Origin of the sequence: Streptomyces sp. NPDC052109 (assembly GCF_040680195.1) — a bacterium.
GTDB lineage: Bacteria > Actinomycetota > Actinomycetes > Streptomycetales > Streptomycetaceae > Streptomyces.
Map to the genome: position 1 here is coordinate 86525 of NZ_JBFAWF010000027.1, position 24807 is coordinate 111331.

Annotated in this window: 25 protein-coding genes and 5 pseudogenes; 11 read left to right on the forward strand and 19 right to left on the reverse strand. The window is 71.7% G+C overall.

What is annotated here, in order from left to right:
• Positions 1 to 79: 79 nt before the first annotated feature.
• The 3 genes and pseudogenes from AB0L59_RS36300 to AB0L59_RS36310 all read left to right on the forward strand — a co-directional run.
• A pseudogene (locus tag AB0L59_RS36300) lies at positions 80 to 236 on the forward strand (chitinase); the annotation flags it as partial.
• A 118-nt stretch (positions 237 to 354) separates the two neighbouring features.
• The gene (locus AB0L59_RS36305) at positions 355 to 1107 is read left to right on the forward strand and encodes an NPP1 family protein (RefSeq protein ID WP_365591064.1); all 753 of its coding nucleotides are present in this window, start codon (positions 355 to 357) and stop codon (positions 1105 to 1107) included.
• A 128-nt stretch (positions 1108 to 1235) separates the two neighbouring features.
• Positions 1236 to 1559: a hypothetical protein gene (locus AB0L59_RS36310; RefSeq protein ID WP_365591066.1), complete on the forward strand. Its 324-nt coding sequence runs from the start codon at positions 1236 to 1238 to the stop codon at positions 1557 to 1559.
• Positions 1560 to 1676: 117 nt separating this feature from the next.
• On the opposite strand, the gene AB0L59_RS36315 is transcribed toward AB0L59_RS36310, so the two are convergent.
• The 6 genes from AB0L59_RS36315 to AB0L59_RS36340 all read right to left on the reverse strand — a co-directional run bounded on the left by AB0L59_RS36315 (position 1677) and on the right by AB0L59_RS36340 (position 6482).
• Positions 1677 to 2258, reverse strand: a complete 582-nt coding sequence (locus AB0L59_RS36315) for an NAD(P)H-dependent oxidoreductase (RefSeq protein ID WP_365591014.1) — start codon at positions 2256 to 2258, stop codon at positions 1677 to 1679.
• Positions 2255 to 3247 (reverse strand): RNA polymerase sigma-70 factor, encoded by a 993-nt coding sequence (locus AB0L59_RS36320; RefSeq protein WP_365591015.1) that lies wholly within the window; start codon positions 3245 to 3247, stop codon positions 2255 to 2257. Before AB0L59_RS36320 ends, AB0L59_RS36315 begins: the two co-directional genes overlap by 4 nt.
• Positions 3244 to 3549 (reverse strand): hypothetical protein, encoded by a 306-nt coding sequence (locus AB0L59_RS36325; RefSeq protein ID WP_365591017.1) that lies wholly within the window; start codon positions 3547 to 3549, stop codon positions 3244 to 3246. The genes AB0L59_RS36320 and AB0L59_RS36325 overlap by 4 nt, the downstream gene beginning before the upstream one ends.
• 89 nt (positions 3550 to 3638) lie before the next feature.
• Positions 3639 to 4376, reverse strand: coding sequence for a hypothetical protein (locus AB0L59_RS36330; RefSeq protein WP_365591018.1), 738 nt, complete (start codon positions 4374 to 4376; stop codon positions 3639 to 3641).
• Between the two features lie 487 nt (positions 4377 to 4863).
• Positions 4864 to 5271 (reverse strand): LysE family translocator, encoded by a 408-nt coding sequence (locus AB0L59_RS36335; protein ID WP_365591020.1) that lies wholly within the window; start codon positions 5269 to 5271, stop codon positions 4864 to 4866.
• An 89-nt stretch (positions 5272 to 5360) separates the two neighbouring features.
• The gene (locus AB0L59_RS36340) at positions 5361 to 6482 is read right to left on the reverse strand and encodes a diaminopropionate ammonia-lyase (protein WP_365591022.1); all 1122 of its coding nucleotides are present in this window, start codon (positions 6480 to 6482) and stop codon (positions 5361 to 5363) included.
• 113 nt (positions 6483 to 6595) lie between these two features.
• Here AB0L59_RS36340 and AB0L59_RS36345 point away from each other — a divergent pair, with 113 nt between their 5' ends.
• A complete protein-coding gene (locus AB0L59_RS36345) occupies positions 6596 to 7516 on the forward strand; it encodes a LysR substrate-binding domain-containing protein (RefSeq protein WP_365591023.1) in 921 nt (306 codons plus the stop codon).
• 46 nt (positions 7517 to 7562) lie between these two features.
• Here the strand turns inward: AB0L59_RS36345 and AB0L59_RS36350 are convergent, their stop codons facing one another.
• Entirely contained in the window at positions 7563 to 9014 is a 1452-nt protein-coding gene (locus tag AB0L59_RS36350; protein WP_365591025.1) for a cytosine permease, read from the reverse strand.
• Positions 9015 to 9171: 157 nt separating this feature from the next.
• A complete protein-coding gene (locus AB0L59_RS36355; RefSeq protein WP_365591026.1) occupies positions 9172 to 10032 on the reverse strand; it encodes a polysaccharide deacetylase family protein in 861 nt (286 codons plus the stop codon).
• Between the two features lie 299 nt (positions 10033 to 10331).
• Between AB0L59_RS36355 and AB0L59_RS36360 the strand changes: the two genes are divergently transcribed.
• Complete coding sequence (locus AB0L59_RS36360) at positions 10332 to 10553, forward strand: hypothetical protein (protein WP_365591028.1); 222 nt, start codon at positions 10332 to 10334, stop codon at positions 10551 to 10553.
• Between the two features lie 171 nt (positions 10554 to 10724).
• Here the strand turns inward: AB0L59_RS36360 and AB0L59_RS36365 are convergent, their stop codons facing one another.
• From AB0L59_RS36365 to AB0L59_RS36400, 8 genes and pseudogenes are all read right to left on the reverse strand, one after another.
• On the reverse strand, positions 10725 to 10847 hold the full coding sequence (locus AB0L59_RS36365; protein ID WP_365591030.1) for a 50S ribosomal protein L36: 123 nt from the start codon (positions 10845 to 10847) through the stop codon (positions 10725 to 10727).
• 36 nt (positions 10848 to 10883) lie between these two features.
• Entirely contained in the window at positions 10884 to 11144 is a 261-nt protein-coding gene (locus AB0L59_RS36370; protein WP_365591032.1) for a type B 50S ribosomal protein L31, read from the reverse strand.
• Positions 11145 to 11191: 47 nt separating this feature from the next.
• The gene (gene rpmG / locus AB0L59_RS36375) at positions 11192 to 11356 is read right to left on the reverse strand and encodes a 50S ribosomal protein L33 (protein ID WP_365591034.1); all 165 of its coding nucleotides are present in this window, start codon (positions 11354 to 11356) and stop codon (positions 11192 to 11194) included.
• Positions 11357 to 11943: 587 nt separating this feature from the next.
• Positions 11944 to 12999, reverse strand: a pseudogene (locus tag AB0L59_RS36380) (acyl-CoA desaturase); the annotation flags it as partial.
• A gap of 198 nt (positions 13000 to 13197) precedes the next feature.
• Complete coding sequence (gene gap, locus AB0L59_RS36385; protein ID WP_365591036.1) at positions 13198 to 14196, reverse strand: type I glyceraldehyde-3-phosphate dehydrogenase; 999 nt, start codon at positions 14194 to 14196, stop codon at positions 13198 to 13200.
• A gap of 101 nt (positions 14197 to 14297) precedes the next feature.
• The gene (locus AB0L59_RS36390; RefSeq protein ID WP_365591037.1) at positions 14298 to 15254 is read right to left on the reverse strand and encodes a helix-turn-helix domain-containing protein; all 957 of its coding nucleotides are present in this window, start codon (positions 15252 to 15254) and stop codon (positions 14298 to 14300) included.
• A gap of 123 nt (positions 15255 to 15377) precedes the next feature.
• Positions 15378 to 16826 carry an argininosuccinate synthase gene (gene argG / locus AB0L59_RS36395; protein WP_365591067.1) on the reverse strand — a complete coding sequence of 483 codons (1449 nt, stop codon included), beginning with the start codon at positions 16824 to 16826 and terminating at the stop codon, positions 15378 to 15380.
• Between the two features lie 69 nt (positions 16827 to 16895).
• Positions 16896 to 17141: pseudogene (locus AB0L59_RS36400) on the reverse strand (LLM class F420-dependent oxidoreductase); the annotation flags it as partial.
• Here AB0L59_RS36400 and AB0L59_RS36405 point away from each other — a divergent pair.
• Positions 17142 to 17340: pseudogene (locus AB0L59_RS36405) on the forward strand (LLM class F420-dependent oxidoreductase); the annotation flags it as partial.
• A 238-nt stretch (positions 17341 to 17578) separates the two neighbouring features.
• Here the strand turns inward: AB0L59_RS36405 and AB0L59_RS36410 are convergent.
• The gene (locus AB0L59_RS36410; RefSeq protein ID WP_365591039.1) at positions 17579 to 18136 is read right to left on the reverse strand and encodes a YciI family protein; all 558 of its coding nucleotides are present in this window, start codon (positions 18134 to 18136) and stop codon (positions 17579 to 17581) included.
• Positions 18137 to 18376: 240 nt separating this feature from the next.
• Here AB0L59_RS36410 and AB0L59_RS36415 point away from each other — a divergent pair, with 240 nt between their 5' ends.
• Positions 18377 to 18925 carry an O-methyltransferase gene (locus tag AB0L59_RS36415; RefSeq protein WP_365591041.1) on the forward strand — a complete coding sequence of 183 codons (549 nt, stop codon included), beginning with the start codon at positions 18377 to 18379 and terminating at the stop codon, positions 18923 to 18925.
• Positions 18926 to 19038: 113 nt separating this feature from the next.
• On the opposite strand, the gene AB0L59_RS36420 is transcribed toward AB0L59_RS36415, so the two are convergent.
• Positions 19039 to 20697 (reverse strand): penicillin-binding transpeptidase domain-containing protein, encoded by a 1659-nt coding sequence (locus tag AB0L59_RS36420; RefSeq protein ID WP_365591043.1) that lies wholly within the window; start codon positions 20695 to 20697, stop codon positions 19039 to 19041.
• 141 nt (positions 20698 to 20838) lie between these two features.
• Here AB0L59_RS36420 and AB0L59_RS36425 point away from each other — a divergent pair.
• Positions 20839 to 21133, forward strand: a pseudogene (locus AB0L59_RS36425) (Tat pathway signal sequence domain protein); the annotation flags it as partial.
• Positions 21134 to 21272: 139 nt separating this feature from the next.
• On the opposite strand, the gene AB0L59_RS36430 reads toward AB0L59_RS36425, so the two are convergent.
• Positions 21273 to 21839 (reverse strand): helix-turn-helix domain-containing protein, encoded by a 567-nt coding sequence (locus AB0L59_RS36430; RefSeq protein WP_365591045.1) that lies wholly within the window; start codon positions 21837 to 21839, stop codon positions 21273 to 21275.
• Between the two features lie 84 nt (positions 21840 to 21923).
• Here AB0L59_RS36430 and AB0L59_RS36435 point away from each other — a divergent pair, with 84 nt between their 5' ends.
• The 3 genes from AB0L59_RS36435 (at position 21924) to AB0L59_RS36445 (ending at position 24784) form a co-directional block, all read left to right on the forward strand.
• Positions 21924 to 22847 carry an SDR family oxidoreductase gene (locus AB0L59_RS36435; RefSeq protein ID WP_365591047.1) on the forward strand — a complete coding sequence of 308 codons (924 nt, stop codon included), beginning with the start codon at positions 21924 to 21926 and terminating at the stop codon, positions 22845 to 22847.
• 382 nt (positions 22848 to 23229) lie between these two features.
• Positions 23230 to 23628 (forward strand): ACT domain-containing protein, encoded by a 399-nt coding sequence (locus tag AB0L59_RS36440; protein WP_365591048.1) that lies wholly within the window; start codon positions 23230 to 23232, stop codon positions 23626 to 23628.
• Between the two features lie 505 nt (positions 23629 to 24133).
• A complete protein-coding gene (locus AB0L59_RS36445; protein ID WP_365591049.1) occupies positions 24134 to 24784 on the forward strand; it encodes a methyltransferase domain-containing protein in 651 nt (216 codons plus the stop codon).
• Positions 24785 to 24807 lie beyond the last annotated feature (23 nt).

The window sequence follows — 24807 nt, forward strand, 5'->3', positions numbered from 1 at the left end:
CCGTCTTCGAGGCGCAGTTCAATCGGACGGTCCCGAACCGGAACCCCTGGAACCTCATCCACAAGGCCGCCGGCGACGCGTCGACGGCGCGGGACTCGGCCGGACCATTCCCCCGGTCAACGGCTCCATGGAACGCGACGGCAAGAACCCGCGCCCAGCTGCAGAGCCGCGTCGCCGCCCACCAGACGTACACCCAGATACTCGGCGTCTTGCCGGGCGGCAACCTCTTCTGCTGACCACGCCCCTCCGGATCCGTCCCGCTGCGCTCAAGCCTCAGGAGTTGACGTGCGCATCCCCCTGCCCCGTACAGGAAAGTCCCGTTCCTCGGCGCCCGCCGGCAGTCGTTCGCGGCGCCTGCGCCGTTCCGCGCCGGCCGCCGCGCTGGCTGCGCTGGCCCTCACCGTCTCGCTGCCCGGCCGCGCCGACGCCGACGTCCTGCAGTTGCTGCCGCAGAACGCCGACGGCTTGGAACAGACCTTCTCGCCCGCCTACGACTACGACGGCGACGGCTGCTACGCCACCGCCGCCATCGGCGCCGACGGCACCATCAACCCGGGCCTGAAACTCGGCGGTGACGTCAACGGCCACTGCCACGACTACGCCCAACTCGCCAATGCCAACACCTATTCACGCGAGAAGTGCAACAACGGCTGGTGCGCGGTCATGTACGCCAGTTACTTCGAGAAGGACCAGGCGACCTACGGTCCGCTGGCCATCGGCCACACCCACGACTGGGAGCACGTGGTGGTGTGGATCAACAACAACGAGGTGCAGTACGTCTCCGTGTCCCAGCACTCCGGCTACCAGGTGGCCAACCGCTCCTCGGTCCGTTTCGACGGCACCCACCCCAAGATCGTCTACCACAAGGACGGTCTCTCCACCCACGACTTCCGCTTCGCCAACAGCAATGACGAGCCTCCCGAGAACGTGACCGGCGGCTGGTTCTACCCTCGCCTGGTGGGCTGGGAGGGATATCCTCCAGGTTTCCGGGACAAGTTGCTGAACGCCGACTTCGGTGAGGCCACCATCAAGATCAAGGACGGCGACTTCCAGTACGCGCTGGCGCACTCCATGCCCTCCGGAATCCCCTTCGACCCGAACGCCTGATTCAAGGGGTGTCGATACCGCTCCCGTCTCCCCGGGGGGTGATATCCCGTTGAGGACACAGGTGGCATAGCCATAAGGTCACCGGCATGTCCCTGCGTCCTCATATGCGTCAAGCCCTGCGGGAAGCGATGCGCGCCCGGGACAAGGTGGCGGTGAGCGCCCTGCGTTCCGCACTCGCGGCTCTGGACAACACCGAGGCCGTGCCGGTGGGCGCGACCGCGCTGCGCGGCGCGGCTCTCGAGCAGGTGCCGATCGGTGTCGGCGCCTCCGAGGCCGCGCGGCGTGAGCTGAGCGAGCAGGACATCACCGACATCGTGCGAGCCGAAGCCGATGAACGGCTCACGCTGGCCGCACAGTTCACGGCGCCCGCCCAGGCGGCCCGGTCCGCACGGCTCCGCGCCGAGGCCGCCGTACTGCTCCGGTTCCTCGACGGACCCGGCACGCTGGACTGAGCGCTCGGCGGTCCCGGCAGCGGGACCGCCGAGCTCCTCTTCGCCGGTGCGACCGCCTCCCCGGACGCCGGACGGCAGCCGACGCGGCGTCGTGGAGGGACGGACCCGGTCCGCCGTTCAGGCCGTGACCGCGGACACCGCGCGCAGCGGTGCGAGTGCCCGCGCCCATGCCAGCAGCTCGTCGACCATGCCGTGCACCTCGGCCACACGCGGCCGTCGCGGCCGGAAGTCGGCGAAGTCCACGAAGTCCTCATACAGCGACAACGCCACCTGCGGCCCGATGTCCGCCATCCGCAGCACGCCCGCCTGGGCCCGCAGCTTCTGCACCGCCATGACCGCGCCGAAGACGCCGTAGCCGACGTAACCGACCGGCTTGCCGCCCCACTCCTCGTAGAGGTAGTCGATGGCGTTGGTCAGGGAAGCCGGCGGGGCGGTGTTGTACTCGGGCGTGACGACGACGAAGGCGTCGTACGACCCGATCCGCTCGGCCCACCGGCGGGTGTGCGGCCGGGTCCCTGCCGCCGCGCGCGCCGGGACCGCCTCGTCGAGCAGGGGCAGCGCGTAGTCCTTCAGATCCACGACCTCGAAGTCCGCGGAGTCACCCGCGTGTTCGGCCGCGAGGTCCCGCACCCACCGGGCCACCCGGTCGCCGTTCCGGCCCGGTCGGGTGCTGCCGATGATGATGCCGATCCTGGTCATGTCCGGTTCTCCTGATCTGCTTCCGTTTCGAGCTTGTGGGTGGTGAACACGTGCGTCGGGTTCGGGCCGCGCGGGTCCGGGCGAGCCAGCCGTGCTTCGCGCAGGAGGGCCCAGGCGTCCGCCACGGGACCCATGTGTCCGAGCTTGTCGGGATTGTTGACCGCTCGGATCGTCTGGATCCGCCCGTCGAGGACCTCGAGCGTCCAGGTGTTGACGACCTTGCCGTCGCGGTCGCGGAAGACCGCACCGGGCCGGCCGTTCACCTGGCGCGGCTCCATGCGGCCGCCGATGCCGAGGAACGGACGCACGACCCCCGCGAGCATCCGGCACACCTGGTCGGCGCCGAAGAAGCCCTGGGCGAACCGCGGAGCCTTGCCCCCGCTGTCCGCGACGATCGACGCGTCGGCGGCGAGCAGGGCCCGCAGCCCCTCGACGTTGCCCTCCTTCAGGGCGTCGAAGAACCGTTCGGCGAGTTCCTCGCGTTCCTCGCGGCCGGCCTCGAACCGGGGCCGGCCGGCGTCCATGTGGCGCCGTGCGCGTACGGCGAGCTGGCGGCAGGCCGCCTCGGAGCGCCCCACGGCCGAGGCGATCTCCGGGAAGCCGAAGGCGAACACCTCCCGCAGCACGAAGACCGCCCGTTCGAGCGGGCTGAGCCGTTCCAGCAGGAGCAGCGAGGCCATGGACAGCGAGTCGGCCAGCTCCGCCGAGTGCTCCGGGTCTTCGTAGGGATCCGTCAGCAGTGGTTCGGGGAACCACGGTCCGGCGTACTCCTCGCGCCGCACGCGGGCCGAGCGCAGCACGTCGATCGAGATCCGGGTGACCGTGGCCGAGAGGAACGCCTTGGTGGACGCCGGGCGGGTCGCGGAGAGGTCGTAGCGCAGCCAGGTCTCCTGGACTGCGTCCTCGGCCTCGGTCACGCTGCCCAGGATGCGGTAGGCGATGGAGAACAGAAGCGGCCGCAGCCTCTCGAACTCCTCGACACGGCTCACGCCGCCCCCTCCTTGCCGCCCTGCCGCCACAAGGGGCAGCGCGGTTGCCGGCCCCGCCCGGCGGCGAGGACGGCGCTCGCCGCGTCGTCGATGTGCGACCGCACGGCGCACCCGGCGCCGTCCCCGACGAGCGGCGACTGCCGCCTATGTCCGGGGACGAGCCCGTCGCCGGTCGTGGGACCGACCTGTCCGAGCGGGGCCGCGCTCGTCGTCATGGCCGTCACCTGGTGGCCACGGGCCACGAGCTGCGGTACCAGCGGCCGTCCCGGAGCCCCCGTGCCGCCCGCCACGCACACACGCATGACCATCTCCTTCCTGATCCCTGAATCGTTCTCCTGGATCAGGACGAGACAGCCCGGCGGGTTGTGACATGAAGGAGCCAAGCCCCTTCCTACTTCAGGATGTTGACCGCTCTGGCGACCACGAGGACCACCGTCACCAGGGACACCGAGGACTGCAACATCATCAGCATCTTCGCCCACCGGGACAGCGGCATGACGTCGGTCGGGCTGAAGGCGGTGGCGTTGGTGAAGGAGAGGTAGAGGTAGTCCGGGAACGCCGGTTCCCAGTCGGGCGGGGCCACCTCCGGGCTCTGCATCTGCACGAAGAGAAAGTCGGCGTACTCGTGCTGTCCCCGCACCCGGGCCATGGGACCGCCCCGGTCCCATTCCCAGTACCACAGGGCGAAGACGATGACGTTCGTCACCCAGATGACACCACCGGTCAGCAGCAGCGGGACCGCGTCGGCTCCCCCGCGGCCGCTCACCAGGTCCCCGACGAGCCGCACCGCCGACCAGCCGTTGGCCAGGCTGATGACTCCGGCGAGCCCCAGGCCCAGATACCGCAGCCACGGGGTACGGGGCTCCACGCGCCGGGGATTGGCCGCGATCAGTCCGGCCAACAGCACCAGTTCCAGCGCGGGCAGGGCCCAGACCGGGTGAAGCAGGACGAGCCGGTGCGGCAGGCTCAGCTGCAGGGCAACGGCCGCCAGGATCACCGCCGTCACCGTCCAGCGGGGTTCACCACGGGTCGTCCGGCGCCAGGCGGGGACCAGGTCGCGCTCGCCGCTCTCCAGCAGACGCTCGATCCTGGCCAGCCGGCTCTCGGCGTCATCCATGTCGTCGTTCATGACGAGGATTGTCCCGGCCGGATTCTCGTGGCCGAGAGCCGGGACCTGGGTGTGGCGGGCCCGGCCGGCGTGCGCGTCCGCGTCACCATCTGCGCAGGCATGCGCATCCGCCCCTCCGCATCCGCCCCCCAACCGCACCACACCGGCACCGGCATCGTCCAAGGCCTGCCCGCGCGGGGCCGTCCGCCGGCCCTTCCGGCTTCAGGCGGGCCGTTCGTCCCGGGCGACGAGCCCCGTGGCGAGGCCGAACCACCCGCCCACCTGGTCATGACGTGCGGCTCGGCACCGTCTTCGAAGGCGCCGAGGGCCGGGAAGAGGAAGGTGAGCGCGAGCAGGAACACACCGAGCGCGCTGTGTGCGTCACCGCTGCTGCGGGACGGATGCTCCTCGTGTCCTCGTTCATGACCGGCGTCCCGTCGCCGGAAGCAGAGGACCAGCAGCCGAGTGTCGCCTGTATCTGCGTTCCGGAAACCACCCGTCTGCCGTATCAGTCAACGCCGGTCGTACGGCTGAGGGCGATCTTCGGATTGACGACGTTGCCGGCCAGTCCCGTCCGCCAGGAGCCCCGGGCTCCGGAGTGGGCGCCCGCGTCCGTGGCGCCGGCTGCGGCGCTGTGGCTCTGCCGCAGCGCCTGCACGCCGAGAAACACCAGGTAGGCGACGCCGAACAGCTTGACGGCCAGATGGGCGGCCGGTGCCGCGGCGAGCGCGGCCGTCGGCCCGGCCACGGCCAGGGCGCCCCAGAGCAGCAGCCCGGTCGCGATCCCGGCGACGGTCCGCAGGGCGTCGGCGCGACCGGCCGCGAGGGCCCGGCGGGTCACGACCGCCGTGTCCGGGCCGGGCACGACGGTCGGCAGGCCGAGGATGCCGATCGCGGCCGCGAGGTGGGTCGGCATGCCGTGCCCCTCCTCCCGGCGCAACGGGCTTCCGGGGACCTCATGCCGATGTGGTCGGTCAACTCGGAGACCCTTCCGGTGTCGCGTGGTCAGTGTCCGTTGGTGGGGTGCGGGTTGGCGGATGCGCCCTCGGTGCTCAGCAGCACGACCACCGAGGTCGTGTCGAGGCCCAGTGCCGTGCGGCGCTCGGCCGCTCCCGCGCCGGTGAGCGCGGTACGCAGACCGGCGAGTGCGGCCGCACCGCAGGGGCCCGCGGGGACGCCGAGGGCCGCGAGGCGGGCGGCCGCGCGGGCGCCTGCGGAGTCGGGTACGGCCACTGCGGCGTCCAGCCCGTCGCGCAGGTAGGGCCAGGCGAGGCTCGACGGGGTGCCGCAGTTCAGTCCGGCCATGATGGTCTCGCCCGTGGTGACGCTGACGACCTCACCCCGGATGAGGCTCGCAAGGACACACGGCGCGGCCTCCGGTTCCACCGCGAGCAGGGCGGGTGCGGGTCCGGAAACCCGGCTGCGGTAGTGGGTGATGACGGCCTGGGCGAGTGAGCCCACGCCCACCGGTATGGAGACGAGGTCGGGTCCCTCGCTCACGCCCCGGTCCGCGAGTTGCTCGTCGATCTCGGCGCAGAGGGTGGAGTATCCCTCGACGATCCACCCCGCGATCCGCTCATGGCCCGGCCAGGCGCTGTCCTGGACCAGGACCGCTTCCGGCGCGGTGGCCGCCTTCGCCGCACGGCGGACAGCCTCGTCGTACGGCCCCGCGACGGCGGTGACCTCCGCTCCCTCGCCGGCGATCGCCGCGACGGCCTGCGGATGCACCCCCCGCGGGACGAAGACGTGCGCGCGCTGTCCGTGCAGGCGGGCCATGCGGGCCACCGCGCGGCCGTGGTTGCCGTCCGTCGCGCTCACCAGGGTGACGGGGCCGGGGGCCGTGCCGCTCGCGGCCCGCGCCGCGAGGATCCGGTGGATCGCCCAGGAGGCGCCGAGTGCCTTGAAGGCGGGCAGGCCCAGACGGCTCGACTCGTCCTTCACGAAGACCCGGCTGATGCCGAAGTCGGCGGCGAGGGACGGAAGTTCGGTCAGCGGTGTGGGCGAGTAGCCGGGGAGCGCGCGGTGGAATTCCCGCGCCTCGGCGGGTGCGGGCGCGCATCGCCAGGCACGGGCACCGGGGCGCAGCGTCCATGGCGGCAGGGGGAGGGTGTAGGCGTCGTCGGGCACAGGAACAGGGTCCGCTGTCCGCCGGTGATCGGTCCAGCGAATGTTTCCGACCTATAGTCATCGGGCGAACCGATCGTTCGACGCGGCGCGACGACGAGGAGGCGGAGCCGGCGATGTTCGACCTGCACCGGCTGCGGCTCCTGCGCGAGCTCAAGCACCGTGGCACCCTGGCGGCCGTCGCCGCCGCGCTGTCCTACGCGCCGTCCTCCGTATCCCAGCAGCTCTCCCAGCTGGAGGCCGAGGTCGGCGTCCCCCTGCTGGAGCCGGTGGGGCGCCGGGTGCGGCTGACGGAGCAGGCGGAGATCCTGGTGGCCCACACCGAGGCGGTTCTGGAGCGGTTGGAGCGCGCGGAGGCGGACATCGCCGCCTCGCTGACCGATCTGACCGGTACCCTGCGCATCGCGGCGTTCCAGACGGCGGCCCTGGCCCTGGTCCCGACCGCGCTGGGCCTGTTGCGTGAGCGGCACCCGGGGCTGCGGGTGCACCTCACGCAGAGGGAACCGGAAAAGGCGCTGCCCGGCCTGCAGGCCCGTGACTTCGACCTGGTCCTCGCCGAGGAATATCCCGGGAATCCCAACCCCCGGCCCCCCGAGCTGGAGCAGCAGGACCTGCTCGACGACACCCTGCACCTCGCGCTGCCCGGACCGGACGGAACTCGATACCCCCGGGGCGCCTTGGCGGTGCTGCGCTCCCTGGGGAGCCGGCCCTGGGTGATGGAGCCCGAAGGCACGGCCGCCCGGCGCTGGGCCGTGGCCCTGTGCCGCGACGCCGGATTCGAACCCGACGTACGGTTCGAGACCACCGACCTGCTGCTCCACCTCCGCCTCGTCGAACAGGGACACGCCGCCGCCTTCCTCCCGGCTCTCGTCTGGGACGGCAGGCCTCCCCCCGTGGCCCTGCGGCACCTCCCCCGTGGCCGGCGCACGCGCCGGATCTTCACGGTCGTGCGCCGCGGCCGCAGCCGGCACCCCGCCGTCCTCGCCTGCCGCGACGCCCTGCTGCGCGCGGTGGCCCTGCGCTCGCCCCTGCCCTAGTCCCTGTCGACTCCCGTCGTCCGCCCGGAGGGCCGGCCTCGCGGCGTCAGGGCTCGCGGTGCTCGTGTGCCGCCTGTTCCAGCGCCTCGGCCTCCGCCTGGGCCACGCGCGTCTCGGCCGCCACGTCGATCGAGCGGGTCAGCCACCAGTACAGCAGGGCGGCGACCGGAAGACCGATGAACAGGGAGATGTCGGCTCCGCCCAGCGCCTTGGCGGCGGGACCGACGTACAGGGTGCCGACGGAGAAGAAGGGGATCATGACGGCGAAACCGACCAGGTAGGAGATGATGCCGTGCCAGCCCCAACGGCCGTACATGCCGTGCGGGTTGAAGATCTCGGCGATGGCGTAGTGCCCGCGGCGCACGACGTAGTAGTCCATGAGGTTCACCGCGGTCCACGGGATGAACAGGTAGAGCACCAGCAGCAGGAAGTTGTTGAAGTTCGTGAGGAAGTTGGCGGTCGCGGCCAGTGCGCCCACGAGGGAGAGCGCCGCGGTCAGGCCGAGGGTGAGCAGCCGTACGGCCAGCGTCGGCCTGACCCTTTTGAACGAGTCGATGCCGCTGATCAGGGTCAGCGAGCCGCCGTACATGTTCAGCGCGGTGACGGACACCAGGCCCAGCGCGGAGAACAGCAGCACGATCGCGCCGAAGCCGGTGAACACCTTGTCGCCGGCGGCGTTGATCGACGGGATCGTGTCGAAGTTCTTGCCCGCCCAGGCGGCCAGCAGCGACCCGAGCACCATCAGCCAGATGCCGCCGAGCGCGGAGCCGAAATACGTCCAGTAGAAGGTCTTGCGGACGGTCACGTCCGGCGGGAGATAGCGCGAGTAGTCGGAGACGTAGATGGCCCAGCTGATCTGGTAGCCGGCGACCACGCCGAACTGCGCGAGGAACGGGGTCCACTTGAAGGCGCCGAGGTCGAAGGAGCCCGCCGGGTAGTGGAGGGTGACGAGGACGCCGACGGTGAAGACCCCGAAGATGATCAGAAAGGTGTACGTCAGGATCCGCTCGGCCTTGTGGATGATGTCGTAGCCGACCAGCGCGACGACGAGCGCCACCACGGTGACCACGACCACCCACAGCTTGACGCTGCCGTGCAGGGTGGTGTGCAGGGAGTCGGCGGCGAGGATGCTGTTGAAGACGTTGAAGCCCGCGTACTGAACATAGGCGAAGAGCCACACCAGGAGCGCGCCGACATAGCCGAACTGGGGCCGGGACTGGATCATCTGGGGCAGGCCGAGCTGGGGCCCCTGGGCCGAGTGGAAGGCCATGAAGAAGGTGCCGAGGACGGTGCCGGCGACGATGGCCAGCAGGGACCAGATCAGGTTGCCGCCCTCGGTGATGCTGATCAGTCCCACGGCCAGGGTCGCGATCTGGGCGTTGGACATGAACCACAGCGGGCCCAGATGCCAGAGCTTGCCGTGCCGTTCGTCCAGCGGGACGTAGTCGATGGACCGGACCTCCAGGCCGGACACCCTTGGCTCCGCTGATGTGCTCATCACGCCTCCCGGCCGCCGGTCTGCCTCTGGGACACATTGTTCTCCCACGGGGGCACGGTGACGAGTGGTGCGCAGCGCGCGAATGCCGCCACGCCACGCGCGGACCGGTCACGTCGGGCACCCGGTCGACGCCGCCGGCGCCGCCCGGGGGCACACGTCAGGACCGGTGCAGGGCTTGCGAGAGACGCACGAAGCGGTGGCCGTCGGCCAGCAGGTGCGGCACGGCGGTGGCGATGCCCCGGGCGGTGCCGCCCTCGGGGTGGTTCATGTGGCACAGGACGATGGAACCGGCCCGGGCCGAGGCGACGGTCGTGTGCACCTGCTCGGCGGTGAACGTGGCGCCGCCGTCCCCGTTGACGGAGAAGCTGACGAAGCGTTCTCCGAGGTCGCCGACGATGCGTGCCGCGACGTCGTCGCAGTACGCGGTACCGGAGCGGAAGAACCGGGGTGGAGCGCCCAGCAGGCGGGTCAGCTTGGCCCGGTTGCCGGCGATCTCGTCGTACACCTCCCCGGCGCCGCGGGTGCCGGGGATGCCGTACGCGGAACGGCCGGTGACCGACAGCGGGCGGTGCCGGGTGCCGTGGTTGGCGATCTCGAACAGCGGGTCGGCGGCCAGTCGCCGGAACTGTGCCGGGTTGGCGTCGATCCAGCGGGAATTGATGAACAGGGTCGCAGGGATGTGCCGGGTCCGCAGGAATTCGATGAGCGCCCGGTCGTAGCCGCTGCCGCCCGGGCCGCCGCAGGCGTCGAAGGTCAGCGCGATGTCGCGGGTCGTGGACGGCAGCGAGTGCACCACGCCCGGAGCGTCGAAGCCCCAGGTGTGCGGGGTACTCCGCCCGTACCGGGCCACGATCTGCGCGCGGCTGACGGGAGGCCGCGCGGCGGAGACCGTGGCCGAGGGGTCGGCGCCGGGGGGCGGCGAGGCCGCTGTGCCCGCGCCCGTCACCGGCGACGGGGAGGCCGGGGTGGCGCTGTCGTGCTTCGGGCCCGCGCAACCGGCGAGCAGTCCTCCTGCCATGGCAGCCAGCACCGCACGGCGACCAGCCGTCATCCGCTCCCCCACACCTGATCGAAGGCCGCCACGGCCGACGACCGCCCATGACGGCAACGGTATGCAGCGCACCGCCCGCGGCCGTGAAGGCACGGGTAAGAGATCATCCAGAATCGCCCGCGAGCCGGCGCTCGCGGGGGTGCCGGCACGGGCGAGGAGGGGCCGTCGGCGGTGGGCCGCAGGCAACGTGGCGTGTCACTCCGCGGGTCCGTTCGGCCGGCCACGGTGACCGTGCCCGCCGGCTGCCGCAGGGCCACCGGGTCGTCGTGGCCGACATCGTCCGCTCAAGGGCGGTGTTGGACGCCCTGGAGCAGGGCGGGACCCTCGCCCGGGCCCCGGCCGGTCCCCTGGAGCTGCGGCTGCGGGCGGTGATCGCCGAGGCGGACAGCATGGACTGGCGTGCCGAACTGCTCACGGGTCTCGGCGACCGGGCGATTCCCCACTGCCGGACGACCGCTTCTGGGGGACCCTGGACAACCCCGTCGTGAACTCCGGCTGGTACGCCGCGCGTTGTGCGCGGGTGTCGCGGTCCACACTGTCCGGTAGCTGCTGCACAAGGTCGGCAGCCCACCGGCGGTGCGGCCGAGCGCGTCGGCGCATACGGTCCCGGCCCGGTCCTGTGTGGCAGGGCCGGGCCGGTGTCCGCCCGGCGCGGGCGGTCAGCCCTGGCGCGCCTTGAAGCGGCGGTTCTTCTTGTTGACGACGAAGACCACACCTCGGCGGCGGACCACCTGGGCGCCGGGCTTCGACTTCAGTGAGCGCAGGGACTTGCGCACCTTCATGACTGGGTTCTCCTCACGTCCAGGAGCACACGGCGGTCAGCCGCGGGGTGTGGCGGTACGGCCGTAGCGGCGCTCGAAGCGCTCGATGCGGCCGGCGGTGTCCACGACCCGTGCCGTGCCGGTGTAGAAGGGGTGGCCGGCCGACGAGATCTCCACGTCGATCAGCGGGTAGGTGGTGCCGTCCTCCCAGACGATGGTCTTCGCCGCGTCCGCGGTGGACCGGGTCAGGAAGAGGGCGTCGGCGGCCCGGTCGCGGAAGACGACCAGCCGGGATGCGGGATGGATGCCTGGCCTCATGAGGTACCTCCTGGTGGCCGTCCGCCCCTGGTGGGTGGCGGCGTGGTTCAGCGTTCCTCGCGGAAGAGGACGTGCCGGCCGGCGACCGGATCGTACTTGCGCAGGACCAGCCGGTCGGGGTCGCTCAGACGGTTCTTTCGCGTCACATAGGTGGCGCCGGTCCCCGCCGTCGACTTCAGCCTGACGACGGGACGCACGGTGTTGCGTGCCATGAGGATCTCCCTTCACCCACATCCCGGAATTGGCCCGAGCATGTCAGCACTGTTGACAACAGTGCGGGGGGCTCCCGCATTCCCGGTGCTCTCATGCGGCCCCGCCGGGTCGGCCGACGGTTCCGGCCGCGATCGTGGAAACCACACCGGGCCACCGGGCATTCCCGCCGACCCGGTGTGCCCTGGCTGCGCCCCCGTGGGCTCCCCGCACCACCGGAGACTGCGCCAGGGACACCTCGGCGTGCCGAACGCGCGCCACGAACTCAGGGTCGGCGGCTGACCCGCGCCGTGCACGGGGCCGTCCCGGTGGAACCCGACGGTGGTTTGCCGTCTCCGGCATCAGACCCGGGCCCCCTGCTCGCCGTCCTCGGCGCACCGATCGGTGCGGAGGCGGCCGTCCTCGGTGTGGGCGGCAGTGTCGTGCCCGCGCTGCGGCGCAGGCGTCCGCGCTTCTGGTCCGTCTCGTCGCCGTCCGCGCCGCCGGGGCGCTGCTCGGCGTCGTGGAGGCCGCGATGCCGCTCGCCGGCCAGGGGCCGGGAGCCTGTGACACACGGCGACGGCAGCCGTCTGGATGCCCTGCGCTGCCGCCTGATCGGTTCTCCCACGCGGTGCATGTGGGTCAGGGCCTCGCGGTAGGACTGGATCAGGCCGGTCTCGTGGTACGGCACGCCGATCTCCGCGCAGTACCGGCGCACGACGACCTGGGCCCGCCGCAGATGCGGGGTGGGCATGCTCGGGAAGAGGTGGTGCTCGATCTGGTAGTTGAGGCCGCCGAGCATCACATCGGTGAGCCGGCCGCCACGTACGTTGCGGGAGGTGAGGACCTGGCGGCGCAGGAAGTCCGGTCGTTCGTCACCGGTGAAGGTGGGCATGCCCTTGTGGTTCGGCGCGAAGGTGCAGCCGAGGTAGACACCGAAGAGGCACTGGTGCACGAAGAGGAACGCGACCGCCTTGCCGGGCGAGAGCACCAGGAACAGCGCGGACACATAGGCGGCGAGGTGCAGGAGGAGCAGGCCGCCTTCCAGCGCCCGGTGCTTCATGGACGGCGAGCGCAGCGCCCGCAGGCCCGCGACGTGCAGGTTGAAGCCCTCGAGCGTCAGCAGCGGAAAGAACAGCCAGGCCTGGTGGCCGCCGATCAGACGGGCCAGGCCGCGGCTGTCGCGGGCCTGGGCCTTGGACCACACCAGGATGTCGGGTGCGACATCCGGGTCGAGTTCCTCGTGGTTGGGATGGGCGTGGTGGCGGGTGTGTTTGTTCATCCACCAGCCGTAGCTCATGCCGATCCCGAGATTGCCGAAGAGCCGGCCCCACGTCTCGCTCGGGCGGCCGCGCCGGAAGACCTGCCGGTGCGCCAAGTCGTGTGCGACCAATGCGACCTGACCGAACGTCAGCGCGAGGAAGGCGGCGACCGCCAGCTGCCACCAGGTGTCGCCGAGCGCGAGGAAGGCCCCCCAGCCCGCTGCCAGCAGCGCGATCACCAGACCGAGCCGCACCGTGTAGTAACCGGGGCGCCGCTTCATCAGGCCCGCCTCGGCGACCCGCCGGGACAGCCGGGCGAAGTCGCTGCCGGCCTCGGAGCCGGACGGACGGGTGGAAGTGGCCGGCGCTACGGCGGCGACCGCGGCGTGCGTGGAAATCGTCATGCCGTCGAGTCTCGGCATGGCCGTGGGGCCGCGACAGCCGGTCAGGCACCGGTTCGAGCCGGGGGCTTTCCCTACGACGCCCGGGGTGTTGCCACCACTCCACGCCGCTGACCTCGGCTTTCTCGGGAGGGGCGGCAACAGCCGGCCGAGGAGGGACGGCTACGGCGCGTGGGCGGCAGGGCCTCTGCGTGTCTCCGGTCAGCGCCCGGCGAGGAGTTCGAGGGTGTCGACCACCCGGTGGGAGAAGCCCCACTCGTTGTCGTACCAGGCGACGACCTTGATGTGCCGGCCGTCGACGCGGGTGAGGGCCGAGTCGAAGATCGACGACGCCGGGTTGCCCGTGATGTCCGACGAGACCAGCGGGTCGTCGGAGTACTCCAGGATGCCCGCGAGCGGCCCCTCCGCCGCGGCGCGGTACGCCGCCAGCACGTCGTCACGGGTCACGTCCCGGGCCACGGCCGTGTTGAGCTCGACGATCGAACCGACCGGCACGGGCACGCGGATGGAGTCGCCCGACAGCTTGCCGTCCAGGTTCGGCAGCACCAGGCCGATCGCCTTCGCCGCGCCGGTGGTGGTCGGCACGATGTTGACGGCTGCGGCGCGGGCCCGGCGGGCGTCACGGTGCGGGCCGTCCTGCAGGTTCTGCTCCTGGGTGTAGGCGTGGACCGTCGTCATGAACCCGTGCTCGATCCCGGCGAGTTCGTCCAGGACGGCGGCGAGCGGCGCGAGCGCGTTGGTGGTGCAGGAGGCGTTCGAGACGATCGTGTGCAGGTCCGGGTCGTAGGCGTCGGTGTTCACGCCGTACGCGAGGGTGACGTCGGCGCCGTCGGACGGCGCGCTGACCAGGACCTTCTTCGCGCCTGCGGCGAGGTGCGCCTGAGCGGCCTTCGCCGACGTGAAGCGGCCGGTCGCCTCGAGCACGATGTCCACGCCGAGTCCGCTCCAGGGCAGCCGCGCGGGCTCGCGCTCGGCGAGCACCTTGATCCGGCGACCGTCCACGACCAGGGCGTCCCCGTCCACGGTCACGGGGCGGCCGAGCCGGCCGGCCGTGGTGTCGTAGGCGAGCAGGCGGGCGAGGGTGGCGGGTTCGGTGAGGTCGTTCACGGCGACGACCTCAAGGGCGCTGTCGCGTTCGAGCAGGGCGCGCAGCACATTGCGGCCGATGCGGCCGAACCCGTTGATGGCGATGCGAGTCATGAATGGTCTCCCTTCGGTTTCCCCACCAGATTCGCGTGCCGCGTCCGGCCGTGGCCCTGTCCAAAGCGCCATGGTTCGCAAGGATCGCGCCAGCGGGCCGGCTACTCGCCCTGGGTGAAGGTGCGCCGGTATTCGCTCGGTGTGGTGCCGAGGATGCGCTGGAAGTGGGTCCGCAGGTTGGTGCCGGTGCCGAGACCGACGTCGGCGGCGATCTGCTCGATACTGCGCTCGGAGCGTTCCAGCAGTTCCCTGGCGAGGTCGATGCGGGCGCGCATCACCCACTGCATCGGCGTGTATCCGGTGTCCTCGACAAAGCGCCGGGAGAACGTGCGCGGCGAGACCGCGGCATGCCGGGCGAGCACCGTGAGGGTGAGGGGCTCGCCGAGGCGGTGCAGAGCCCACTCCCGGGTCGCGGCGAACCGCTCCCCCAGCACCTCGGGCACACTGCGCGGCACGTACTGGGCCTGGCCTCCGCTGCGATAGGGGGCGGCGACCAGGCGGCGGGCCGCATGGTTCGACACGGCGACCCCGAGGTCACTGCGGAGGATGTGCAGGCACAGATCGATGCCGGAGGCGGCTCCGGCCGAGGTCAGCACGCTGCCCTCGTCGACGAAGAGAACGTTCTCGTCGACCCGGACGAGGGGATGCTTCACCGCGAGGGCGCGCGCATAGTGCCAGTGCGTCGTCGCCCGCCTGCCGTCGAGCAGGCCCGTGGCCGCCAGTGCGAAGGCCCCCGTCGAGATGGCGGCGAGCCGTGTGCCCCGGGCGTGGGCGGCGACCAGCGCCTCCACGACGGGCCGCGGTGGATCCTCGCGGTCCGGAAACCGGTATCCGGGGATGAACACGATGTCCGCCCAGGTGAGCGCTTCCAGGCCATGGGCGACGTGGTACGACAGCCCGTCCCCGCCCGTCACCAGCCCGGGCGCCGCCCCGCACACCCGCACCTCGTACGGCATGCTCGCCCGCGTGGTGAACACCTGCGCCGGAATCCCGACATCGAGCGGCTTGGCACCTTCGAGGACCAGGACGGCGACGCGCTGCAGGCGGGGGGACGGCACGGAACACAGCGTACGAGAGCCCGGAAGACGTCGGGTCTCCAGCCGGACGGCATACGACGACGGGCCCCGCCGGTGTGAAACCCGCGGGGCCCGCTGCCGGGGCCGAACGGCCGCTGAACGGGGTCAGTCCGTGCCGGACTCCATCGCGGCCCGGTCCAGCGCCTCGTCCTCCTCCGAAACCTCGCCGCGGGAGGCGATCGCCTCGGCGCCGCCCTGGGGCATCGCGCCGATCAGGCCCGTGGAGGCGGCCTGGGCCGCACCGATCAGGGCCGGGTGCTCGGTGCCGACCATGCCCAGGCCCGCGTACTGCTCGAGGCGCGCGCGGGAGTCGGCGATGTCGAGGTTGCGCATGGTGAGCTGACCGATGCGGTCCGACGGCCCGAACGCGGAGTCCTCGGTCCGCTCCATGGACAGCTTGTCCGGGTGGTAGCTGAACGCGGGGCCGGTGGTGTCGAGGATCGAGTAGTCCTCGCCGCGCCGCAGCCGCAGCGTCACCTCGCCGGTGACCGCCGCGCCGACCCAGCGCTGCAGCGACTCGCGGATCATCAGCGCCTGCGGGTCCAGCCAGCGGCCCTCGTACATGAGGCGACCGAGCTTGCGCCCCTCGTTGTGGTACTGGGCGAGGGTGTCCTCGTTGTGGATCGCGTTGACCAGGCGCTCGTACGCGGCGTGCAGCAGCGCCATGCCGGGCGCCTCGTAGATGCCGCGGCTCTTGGCCTCGATGATCCGGTTCTCGATCTGGTCCGACATGCCGAGGCCGTGCCGGCCGCCGATGGCGTTCGCCTCCATGACCAGGTCGACGGGAGAGGCGAACTCCTTTCCGTTGATCGTGACCGGGCGACCCTGGTCGAAGCCGACCGTCACCTCCTCGGCGGCGATCTCCACCGCGGGGTCCCAGAACCGCACGCCCATGATCGGCTCGACGGTCTCGACGCCCGTGTCCAGGTGCTCCAGCGTCTTGGCCTCGTGGGTGGCGCCCCAGATGTTGGCGTCGGTCGAGTACGCCTTCTCCGTGCTGTCGCGGTACGGCAGCCCGTGCGCGAGCAGCCACTCGGACATCTCCTTGCGGCCGCCGAGCTCGGTCACGAAGTCGGAGTCCAGCCAGGGCTTGTAGATCCGCAGGTGGGGGTTGGCGAGCAGACCGTAGCGGTAGAACCGCTCGATGTCGTTGCCCTTGAAGGTGGAGCCGTCGCCCCAGATCTGCACGTCGTCCTCGAGCATCGCCCGGACCAGGAGGGTGCCGGTGACGGCGCGGCCGAGGGGCGTGGTGTTGAAGTAGGCGCGCCCGCCCGAGCGGATGTGGAACGCACCGCAGGCGAGCGCGGCCAGCCCTTCCTCGACCAGGGCCGCGCGGCAGTCGAGCAGGCGCGCGATCTCGGCGCCGTAGGTCGTCGCACGGCCGGGCACCGACGCGATGTCGGGCTCGTCGTACTGGCCGATGTCGGCGGTGTAGGTGCACGGGATGGCGCCCTTGTCGCGCATCCAGGCGACGGCGACCGACGTGTCGAGGCCGCCGGAGAAGGCGATGCCGACGCGCTCGCCGACCGGAAGGGAAGTGAGGACCTTGGACATAGGAAGAGTATGCAACATGCCGCATGCCCATGCATAGCCCAGGCGGCAAGAACCCGCCGACCGGCTCACGCCGCCGTCGCTGTAGCGGCGTACCTCGGCGGCCACGGTCTCCTCGTCCTCGATGACGGCGAGGTCGGCGGCCCGGGCGCCGCCGGACAGCTCGATGACGTGCTGGTAGGAGGGAAAGCGCTCGGCGAAGGAGAGTGTCTCGGTCGCCGTCCGGCGCACCGCCTCGACGTCGGCGGTGACCGAGCCGGGCACGAAGGCGACGATCCTCGGCGCCGGCCGGCCCGCGGCCTCGGGCGCGGCGGTGACGACTTCCGCGGCGAGTTGCCGACGGCCACCATCCCGTTGCCCACCGCGGTGCCGGGCGCAGAACCGCCGGTGCGAGATCCTGGTCGCGGCCATGGGGCCGCAGGCCCTGCGCGTCTCCGGCGCCCTCACGGACGGCATCCTTCCGCTCCTGGCCGGCCCCCGCGCCCTGGCCGACCACCTGGTCCCGGCCGTCACCGCCATCACCGAGGTGCCCGACCTGCAGGCCGGGCGCCTCGCGGCCGACGATCGCAGCCGGCGTCGGGGGGTCGCAGGAGAAGGTCTGCCCGAGCCACGCCGAACGCGTCCGGCCTCATGGGCCTCCCGGGCAGGCCGCACCGTGGTGTCGATCCGGTTCTGGTGAGAGAGCGCTGCTCCGGTGGCCACGGACATCGCAACCGGCAGACGGCGGAAGCCGGTCGCCTCTCAGCCGGGCCTGGTCACTGGCGGCCGCCGAACATCCAGGTGTGTACCTCGACCTCCGCGTACCGGTCTGCGTTCAGGACGGCTCGTGCCGTGCCCGGGTCCGGCGCGCGGAGCAATGCGGCTGTGCCGAGCCAGGTGGTGCCGTCGTCGGAGAGCAGCGGGCCGTACGCGATCAGTTCGTCCCGGTCCGGCGGGGGCACGTCGAGGCGGGCGTCGGCCCTCCGCGCGGCGCCGAGGCCCAGCACCAGGTACCGGTTGCCACCGGTCCGGCCGCCGGGGAAGTCCCACATGGTGCGTCCCAGCATGTTGCGCCAACGACGCAGCAGCACGTCCCGGTACACGCCGGCCTGGTAGTTGGGTTCGTCGAAGGCGAAGGCCCTCGCGGCCGCGGAGTCCGGCAGGTCGAGGATGTGCACGCTGCCGGTGGGCGTCTCGTCGTCGGCGGCCAGGGTCGGGCCGCGGGCGATCATCTCCTTGGCGTGCTGGTCCATGTAGGCCCAGTGCCGTTCCAGCAACTCGTCACGCAGGGGGAGGGAGCCGAGCCGGTCGCGGTGGTAGCAGAAGAACTCCATGGGCGCAGACCCTTCCGGACCGGGAGTGGGTACCTCAACCGCTTTTGAAGTGTGGCGAGACGGCGAGGGTTGCGGTCCGGGCACCGCCGCTCCGAACCCATCGGCGGTCACCCGCCCAGGAAAGCCACTGGCAGGCCCCTGACCCGCCTACTGAGTTCCCATACGGAACTTAGTAGGTATCGAAAGGGAACTCACTGTGTCTCAGCAGACGTGGACCGCTGTCGACGACTACTTCAACGGGTGGCCCCCAACCAGGGCAAGCTGCTCAACCTGCTCGCCCGCATCCGGGGCGCCCGCCGCATCCTGGGGATCGGCACCCTGGGCGGCTACAGCACCATCTGGCTCGCCCGGGCCCTGCCGGACGACGGACGCCTGGTCACGCTGGAGAGCGACCCGCACTACGCGGCCGTCGCCGCGGCCAACGTCGCCCGTGCGGGGCTGGAGCAGGTCGTCGACATCCGCATCGGCAAGGCACTGGACTCGCTGCCCCTGCTCGCGGCCGAGGAGGCCGGCCCGTTCGACCTGGTCTTCATCGACGCGGACAAACCCTCCAACCCGGAGTACCTGGAGTGGTCCCTGGAGCTCACCCGGCCGGGGAGCGTCATCGTCGGCGACAACGTGGTCCGCGACGGCGCGGTCACCGACCCGTCCAGCGACGACCCGCGCGTCCAGGGCGTACGCCGCTTCACCGAACTCATCGCCGAGCACCCCCGGTTGACCGCCACCACCCTCCAGACCGTCGGCACCAAGGGCTACGACGGCTTCACCCTCGCCCTGGTCACGGACTGACCGAGCGGGCGACCGGCGGGACCACACAACCCCGCCGGTGACGGCAGCCCTGCCGCCCGGGGCGCGACCGCGCCGGGCAGCAGGGTCGGTCCGCTCGCCGAGGCGCCCGGAGGTCAGCTGCCGGTCAGCAGCCGCCGTACGACGTATCCGGCGGAGTCGACGCCGGAGGTGCCGCCCTCGACGAGGGCCGCGACCGAGATACGGGAGTTGTAGGCGGTCAGCCACCCGTTGGTGTGGTCCCCCTCCTCGGCGGTGCCGGTCTTGGCGCCGACGCCCACCAGTCCACCGAGTCGCGGAGCGGCCGTGCCGCTGGTGGCGACGCTGCGCATCATGGACTGCAGATAGCCGGCCGTCCGGGCGGAGATGGTCCGGGGCGCGGTGTTCTGGTGCTGCCCGGGCAGGATGACGGGCTGCTTGAAGCCGGTGTTGCGGACGGTGGCCGCCACGGAGGCCATGAACAGGGGCGTGGCGGTGACCTTGCCCTGGCCGATGAACTGGGCCGCCTGGTCGCCGCCCTGGACGTCCGGCGGGATGCTCGGGTCGGTGGTGGCGACCCCGCCGCCGATGGACCAGCTGCCCATGCCGAAGACGTTCACCGCCTCTTCGTGCAGCGCGGAGGCGTCCCCGTTTTGCACGAGGTGATGGAACCCGTCCTTGATGAAGGAGGTGTTGCAGGAGACCGTGAACGCCTGGGCGAGAGAGGCGCCGGGGTTGGCGCGCACGCCGGAGTCGTTGTGGAACAGCTGGCTGTTGGCCATCAGCGAGTCCGTACACGGCGCCGAGCTGTTCGGGGTGAGGCCCGCCTTGTCGAAGAGGGCGGCCGCGGTGATGATCTTCATCGTGGAGCCGGGGGACTTGATGCCGTTGATGGCGATGTCGCCGTCGTCGCCGGTGTGCGCGATCGCGAGGATGTGACCGGTGCGCCAGTCGAGTGCCACGGTGCCGGCGGGCTTCTGCTGAAGGTGGGCGTCCTTCACGGCCTGCTCGGCCACCGCCTGGAGGCCGGCGTCGACGGTCGTCCGGACGGTGGCCGGGCGGCCCTTGGAGAAGACCTTCAGCGTCTTGACACCCGTGCCATCGGCGTCGACCACGGCCACGCCCGTTCCAGGATTGCCGCCGGTGGGCTTCGCGTTCTTGCCGATCGCGGTCGCGATCTCCCGCAGCGAGACGAAGCGGGACAGGTCTGTCCTGCCGTCGCTCGCGACGACCTTGATACCGCCCGCACCGGCGGGCAGCCTCCCCGCGGTCAGCGTCTGGTCGTCGCCGAGGCCCGGGTACAGCACCGAGTTGTTCCAGTGGACCGCCAGCAGTCCGTTCGTGCTCTTCTGCACGGCCAGCGCGCTCGAGTAGTTCCAGGTGCCGCCCGCGACCTGTGCGGTGACATCAAAGGTGACCTTCGTGGCTCCCGACGTCACCGACGACGGCCCCCCGGACAGGACGTGGTCGAAGGACAGCTTCTTCACGCGGAGGCCGTCGGCGTAGTCCCGCAGCGCCCGTGCGGCGGTGTCCGGTACGTCGGTGTCGCTCGCCGCGCCGTCCAGGTGCCGCTGGGACCAGCTGTCCAGGAAGGCGCGGGCCAGCTTCACGGCCTCGGCGTCCGAAGGGGGCGTACTGGACAGTGCGGAGGGGTCGAAAGCGCGCGCGTCCTGGGAGGAGCCGTCATCCGCCGACCCGGAAGTCAGGCTGTGCAGGATGTTGTAGGTGCCGAGTCCCCCGAGGGCGAGCAGCGCGGTGCAGGTACCGGCGAGGCCGATCTTCACAGCTCTGTTCATGTGACGAATCGTATGTACGTTCCATGAATACCCGTGCCGATCGTCAGTGGATCGTTATCGGAACGTCAGGCGCCAGGGCCGGGTGCGGCGATGAGGGTGCAGCGGCGTTGCCACGGCACAGGTGAACCCCGACTCCGGGCAGGTGCCGTCCGGGTGTTCCCTGCCGTGCCGACCGCCTGGACACACGTCACCCTGCACAACTTCCGCACGCGGGGCGCCTGGCGGACCCCTCGTGCTGCGGCACGGACCGAGCGGAACCCTCACCGTGCTGCTGGACGACGGCACCCCGGACCGCACCAGGGACCTGGGCGACGGCACCCGCGCCATCGAGCTGCCCAACGACCGCGAGCTGCCGGTCCACTCCGGATCCCGGCCCGACCTCTCGATAGCGCCCGTCGCCATCAGCGACCCGGGCCCGGCGGGGAGCCTGCCGTAGCGATTCGGGACGGGACGGTGCTCGGTCCAGCGGAATCCCGACAGCACGTTCGCCCGTGCGGCCCAGCCGCCCTGCTGCGGCCGGCCGTTCGGCGGCGTCTCCCGACCGGCTCGAAAACCTTCGGCTGCGCCGCGATCGCTTACGCGCCCGAGGTCACGGCCTTGAGTTCGGTCAGCGACTCCCGGATCAGCAGGTGCATCGAGCGTTCCTCGGCCGGTGCGATCCAGCGTTCGAAGGCCACCTTGAAGACGGCGACCGCAGCCTCGGCGGCCAGGCTCGCGGTGGGCTCCGCGACGCCGCGGCCGCGCAGGGTGTCCGCGAGCGCGGCCGCCAACGACGCGAGCTTGATCAGCTCGCGCTCCTGCAGTTCCGCGTTCGCCGTGATCACGGCGTGCCGCCGGCGCGCGAACTCGCGTCGGTCGGCGAACATCTCGGCGACGGCGTCGAGCCCGACCCGCAGGGCGTCGAGCGTGACGGCGGCCTGCGGAGCGCCGGCGACCGCCCGGACGAACAATTCCTCCAGCTCACCCGCACCGGCGAAGAGCACCTCACGCTTGTCGGCGTAGTGCCGGAAGAAGGTCCGTTCCGTGAGCCCGGCCCGCTTGGCGATCTCCGCCACGGTGGTCTGCTCGTACCCACGCTCGGCATAGAGCGCCAGCGCGGCCTTCGCCAGGCGTCCGCGCGCGTCCGGCTCCCATCTACCCATGGCCGAGATCTTACGTGATGACAGAGCCTGACATCAGGTGTACCGTCTATGTCAGTCACTGACATCGACTGTTTGGGGTCTCCCATGCGCATCTTCGTCACCGGCGCCTCCGGCTGGATCGGATCCGCCCTCGTACCCGACCTCCTCGGAGCGGGACACCAGGTCGTCGGGCTCGCCCGCTCCGAAGCCTCCGCCGCCGCGCTCACCGCGGCGGGCGCCGAGGTCGTCCGCGGCACCGTCGACGACCTCGACGTGCTGAGGGACGCGGCCGCCGCGTCGGACGGGGTGATCCATCTGGCCTTCAAGCACGACATCGCCTTCAGCGGCGACTTCAAGGGCGCCGCCGAGGCCGACCGCCGCGCCGTCGACGTCTTCGGCGACGTGCTCGCCGGCAGCGACCGGCCCTTCGTCCTCGCCTCCGGCCTGGCCGGCCTGACGCACGGTCGGGTGGCGACCGAGCGGGACATGCCCACGCTCGACGACTCGCCGGTCTCCCTTCGGGGAGTCACGGCACAGGAAGTGCTCGGATTCGCCTCGCGCGGCATCCGCTCCTCCGTGGTACGACTCTCGCCGACCTGCCACGGCGACGGAGACAACGGGTTCATGGCGACGCTGGTCGCCGTCGCCCGCGAAAAGGGCGTCTCCGGCTACATCGGCGACGGCGCCAACCGCTGGCCCGCCGCCCACCGCCTCGACGCCGCGCGCCTGTTCCGCCTGGCCGTGGAGAAGGCTCCGGCGGGATCGGTGCTGCATGGGGTCGCGGAGGAGGGCGTCGCGATCCGTGACGTCGCCGAGGTGATCGGCCGGCACCTCGAGGTGCCGGTGAGGTCCGTGGCGCCCGAGGCCGCGGCCGGGCACTTCGGCTGGCTGGCCGGTTTCCTCGGCCTCGACGTCCCCGCGTCGAGCGCCCTCACCCGCGAACTGCTGGGCTGGCAGCCGACCCAACCGGACCTCCTCGATGACCTCGACAAGGGGCACTACTTCCACACCCCCGCCACCGGCGCCTGAGGGCCCCGCGGTCCGGCCGGGCGCGTCCCTCCCGGGCGGGAAGTCGTGGTCTACGACGAGAAGCGCGCGCTCGGCACGGCGTCCCGGCCGTGGATGCCGCTCGCCGGCGGGCCGTCGCCGGCTGGCGCGGCCCAAGCTGTCACGCACCGGCGGGAATCATCCAGCCGTCCCTACGGCGTCCGTGGATCCGGCGCACACAGGAGCCTGCCCGGTCTCCCCGGCAGCCTCGCCGGCGTACGGGAGCCCGGCAGAATCAGGTGCCGGGGGCCTGCTGGTGCCGCGTGGGGGGCGGCTCGCCACTCGGTGATGAGGGACGGCCGTCGGCATGACGGGCACCGCTCGCCTGCCTGCCGGGCGGGGGTTCGGCCCGTAGGGTGGGCCCGTGACCGGCGAGACTGATCTGCAGACACTGCTCAGCGGCATGCGTCCGGAGCTGAATCCGGGCCACTATGTCTTCACGATGGCGGAGGGCGGCGTACCTTCCGGCGTCACCCCCGTGGTGACGGTCGCCGAGCCGGAGGGCCTGACCCTCGTCGTGCCTCAGGCGGAGGCGGACGCGGCGGGGATGGCGTACGACTACGTGGCCGGATGGATCACCTTGCGGGTCCACTCCGCGCTGGCCGCGGTCGGACTGACGGCCGCGGTCTCCCGCGCCCTCGCCGACGCGGGCCTGAGCTGCAATGTCGTGGCCGGTTTCCACCACGACCACCTCTTCGTGCCGTACGAGCACGCCGAGCGGGCCGTCGACGTCCTGCGGCAACTGGCCCGCGACGCCTCCTGAGCTGCCGCCCTGAGCACGGACCAGCGCAGCCCGAGGCAGGCCAGCCACTCCCGCGAGCTCCGTGCGCGGCCGTCGGCAGGGCACACCACACGCCCGCCGCTCGGCCGAGGAGCCCCAACCCTTCGGCACCGGGGGCTGGTACCTCGGGCAGGTGCTGCAACAGGTGCCCCGGCAGCCGTGCCTTGAGCGCGGCCGCACCCGGCAGGCGGGCGTGGTGGTCGAAGGCGTCGGCGACCGCCGGCACACCCGCCACCCCGTGGCACAGGGCCTGACCGTCGCAGTAGCACCAGCGTTGCCTGCGCCCTGTGGCCGCGATCGCGCTCCTGGCCTCCCGATGACGGCTGCGAGCGGCCTCCGCCGACGCCGCCGACGGCATGGCGCGGGGGGTCGAACGACACCGTACCGGGAACCGTGACCCAGGACATGAGCGGCCACGTCCTGGATTCGTACCACCCGAGGAGACACATCCGTGACGGCGCACCCGGCTGACGAGCACGCTTGGACCGTGTACGGCCGACGTCAGCTCGATCGCGGTTACTCGCCCCCGGTACCGGACCGCCTCGACTGGGGGTTCTGGGCGGGCGTGGGTCCGGGTGCCGACGTCCTCGGGGACATCCGCGGCAAACGGGTGCTCGACATCGGCTCCGGTCCCGGACACCACGCGGTCCACCTGGCCCGCGCGTACGGTGCCCTCGTGGACGGAGTCGACCTGTCTCCCACCCAGCACCGGCGTGCGCTGAACGATCACGGCGCCGAACCCGGCGTCCGTTTCGTGTGCGCGGACGTTGCGGAGCATCTGCGGCACGCCCAGCCGTACGAGGCCGCCTACGCGCTCCGCTCGTTCGCCTGTGTGGACCCCGGCCGTCTGCTGCCGGCGCTGCGGGACGGACTGCTGGCAGGCGCGCCGCTCGTGTTCTCGGCCCTGCACACGGACGCCGACGGACAGAGGCCGTCCGAGGTGGTGGCACCGCGCCGGGAGTACATCCGGCTCCGTGACGAGGAGCCCATCCCCACGCGGATGTGGGTGTTGTCCCCGCGGCTGTGGGAGGGCCTGCTGGCCGCCCACGGGTTCACGGTGGAAGCAGTCGACCTGCTCACCGCTCCCGATCCGGACAACCCCGTGATCGTCCAGTTGGTGCGGGCTCGCCGCGGCTGACGGATGCGGGTCGTGCGCCGACG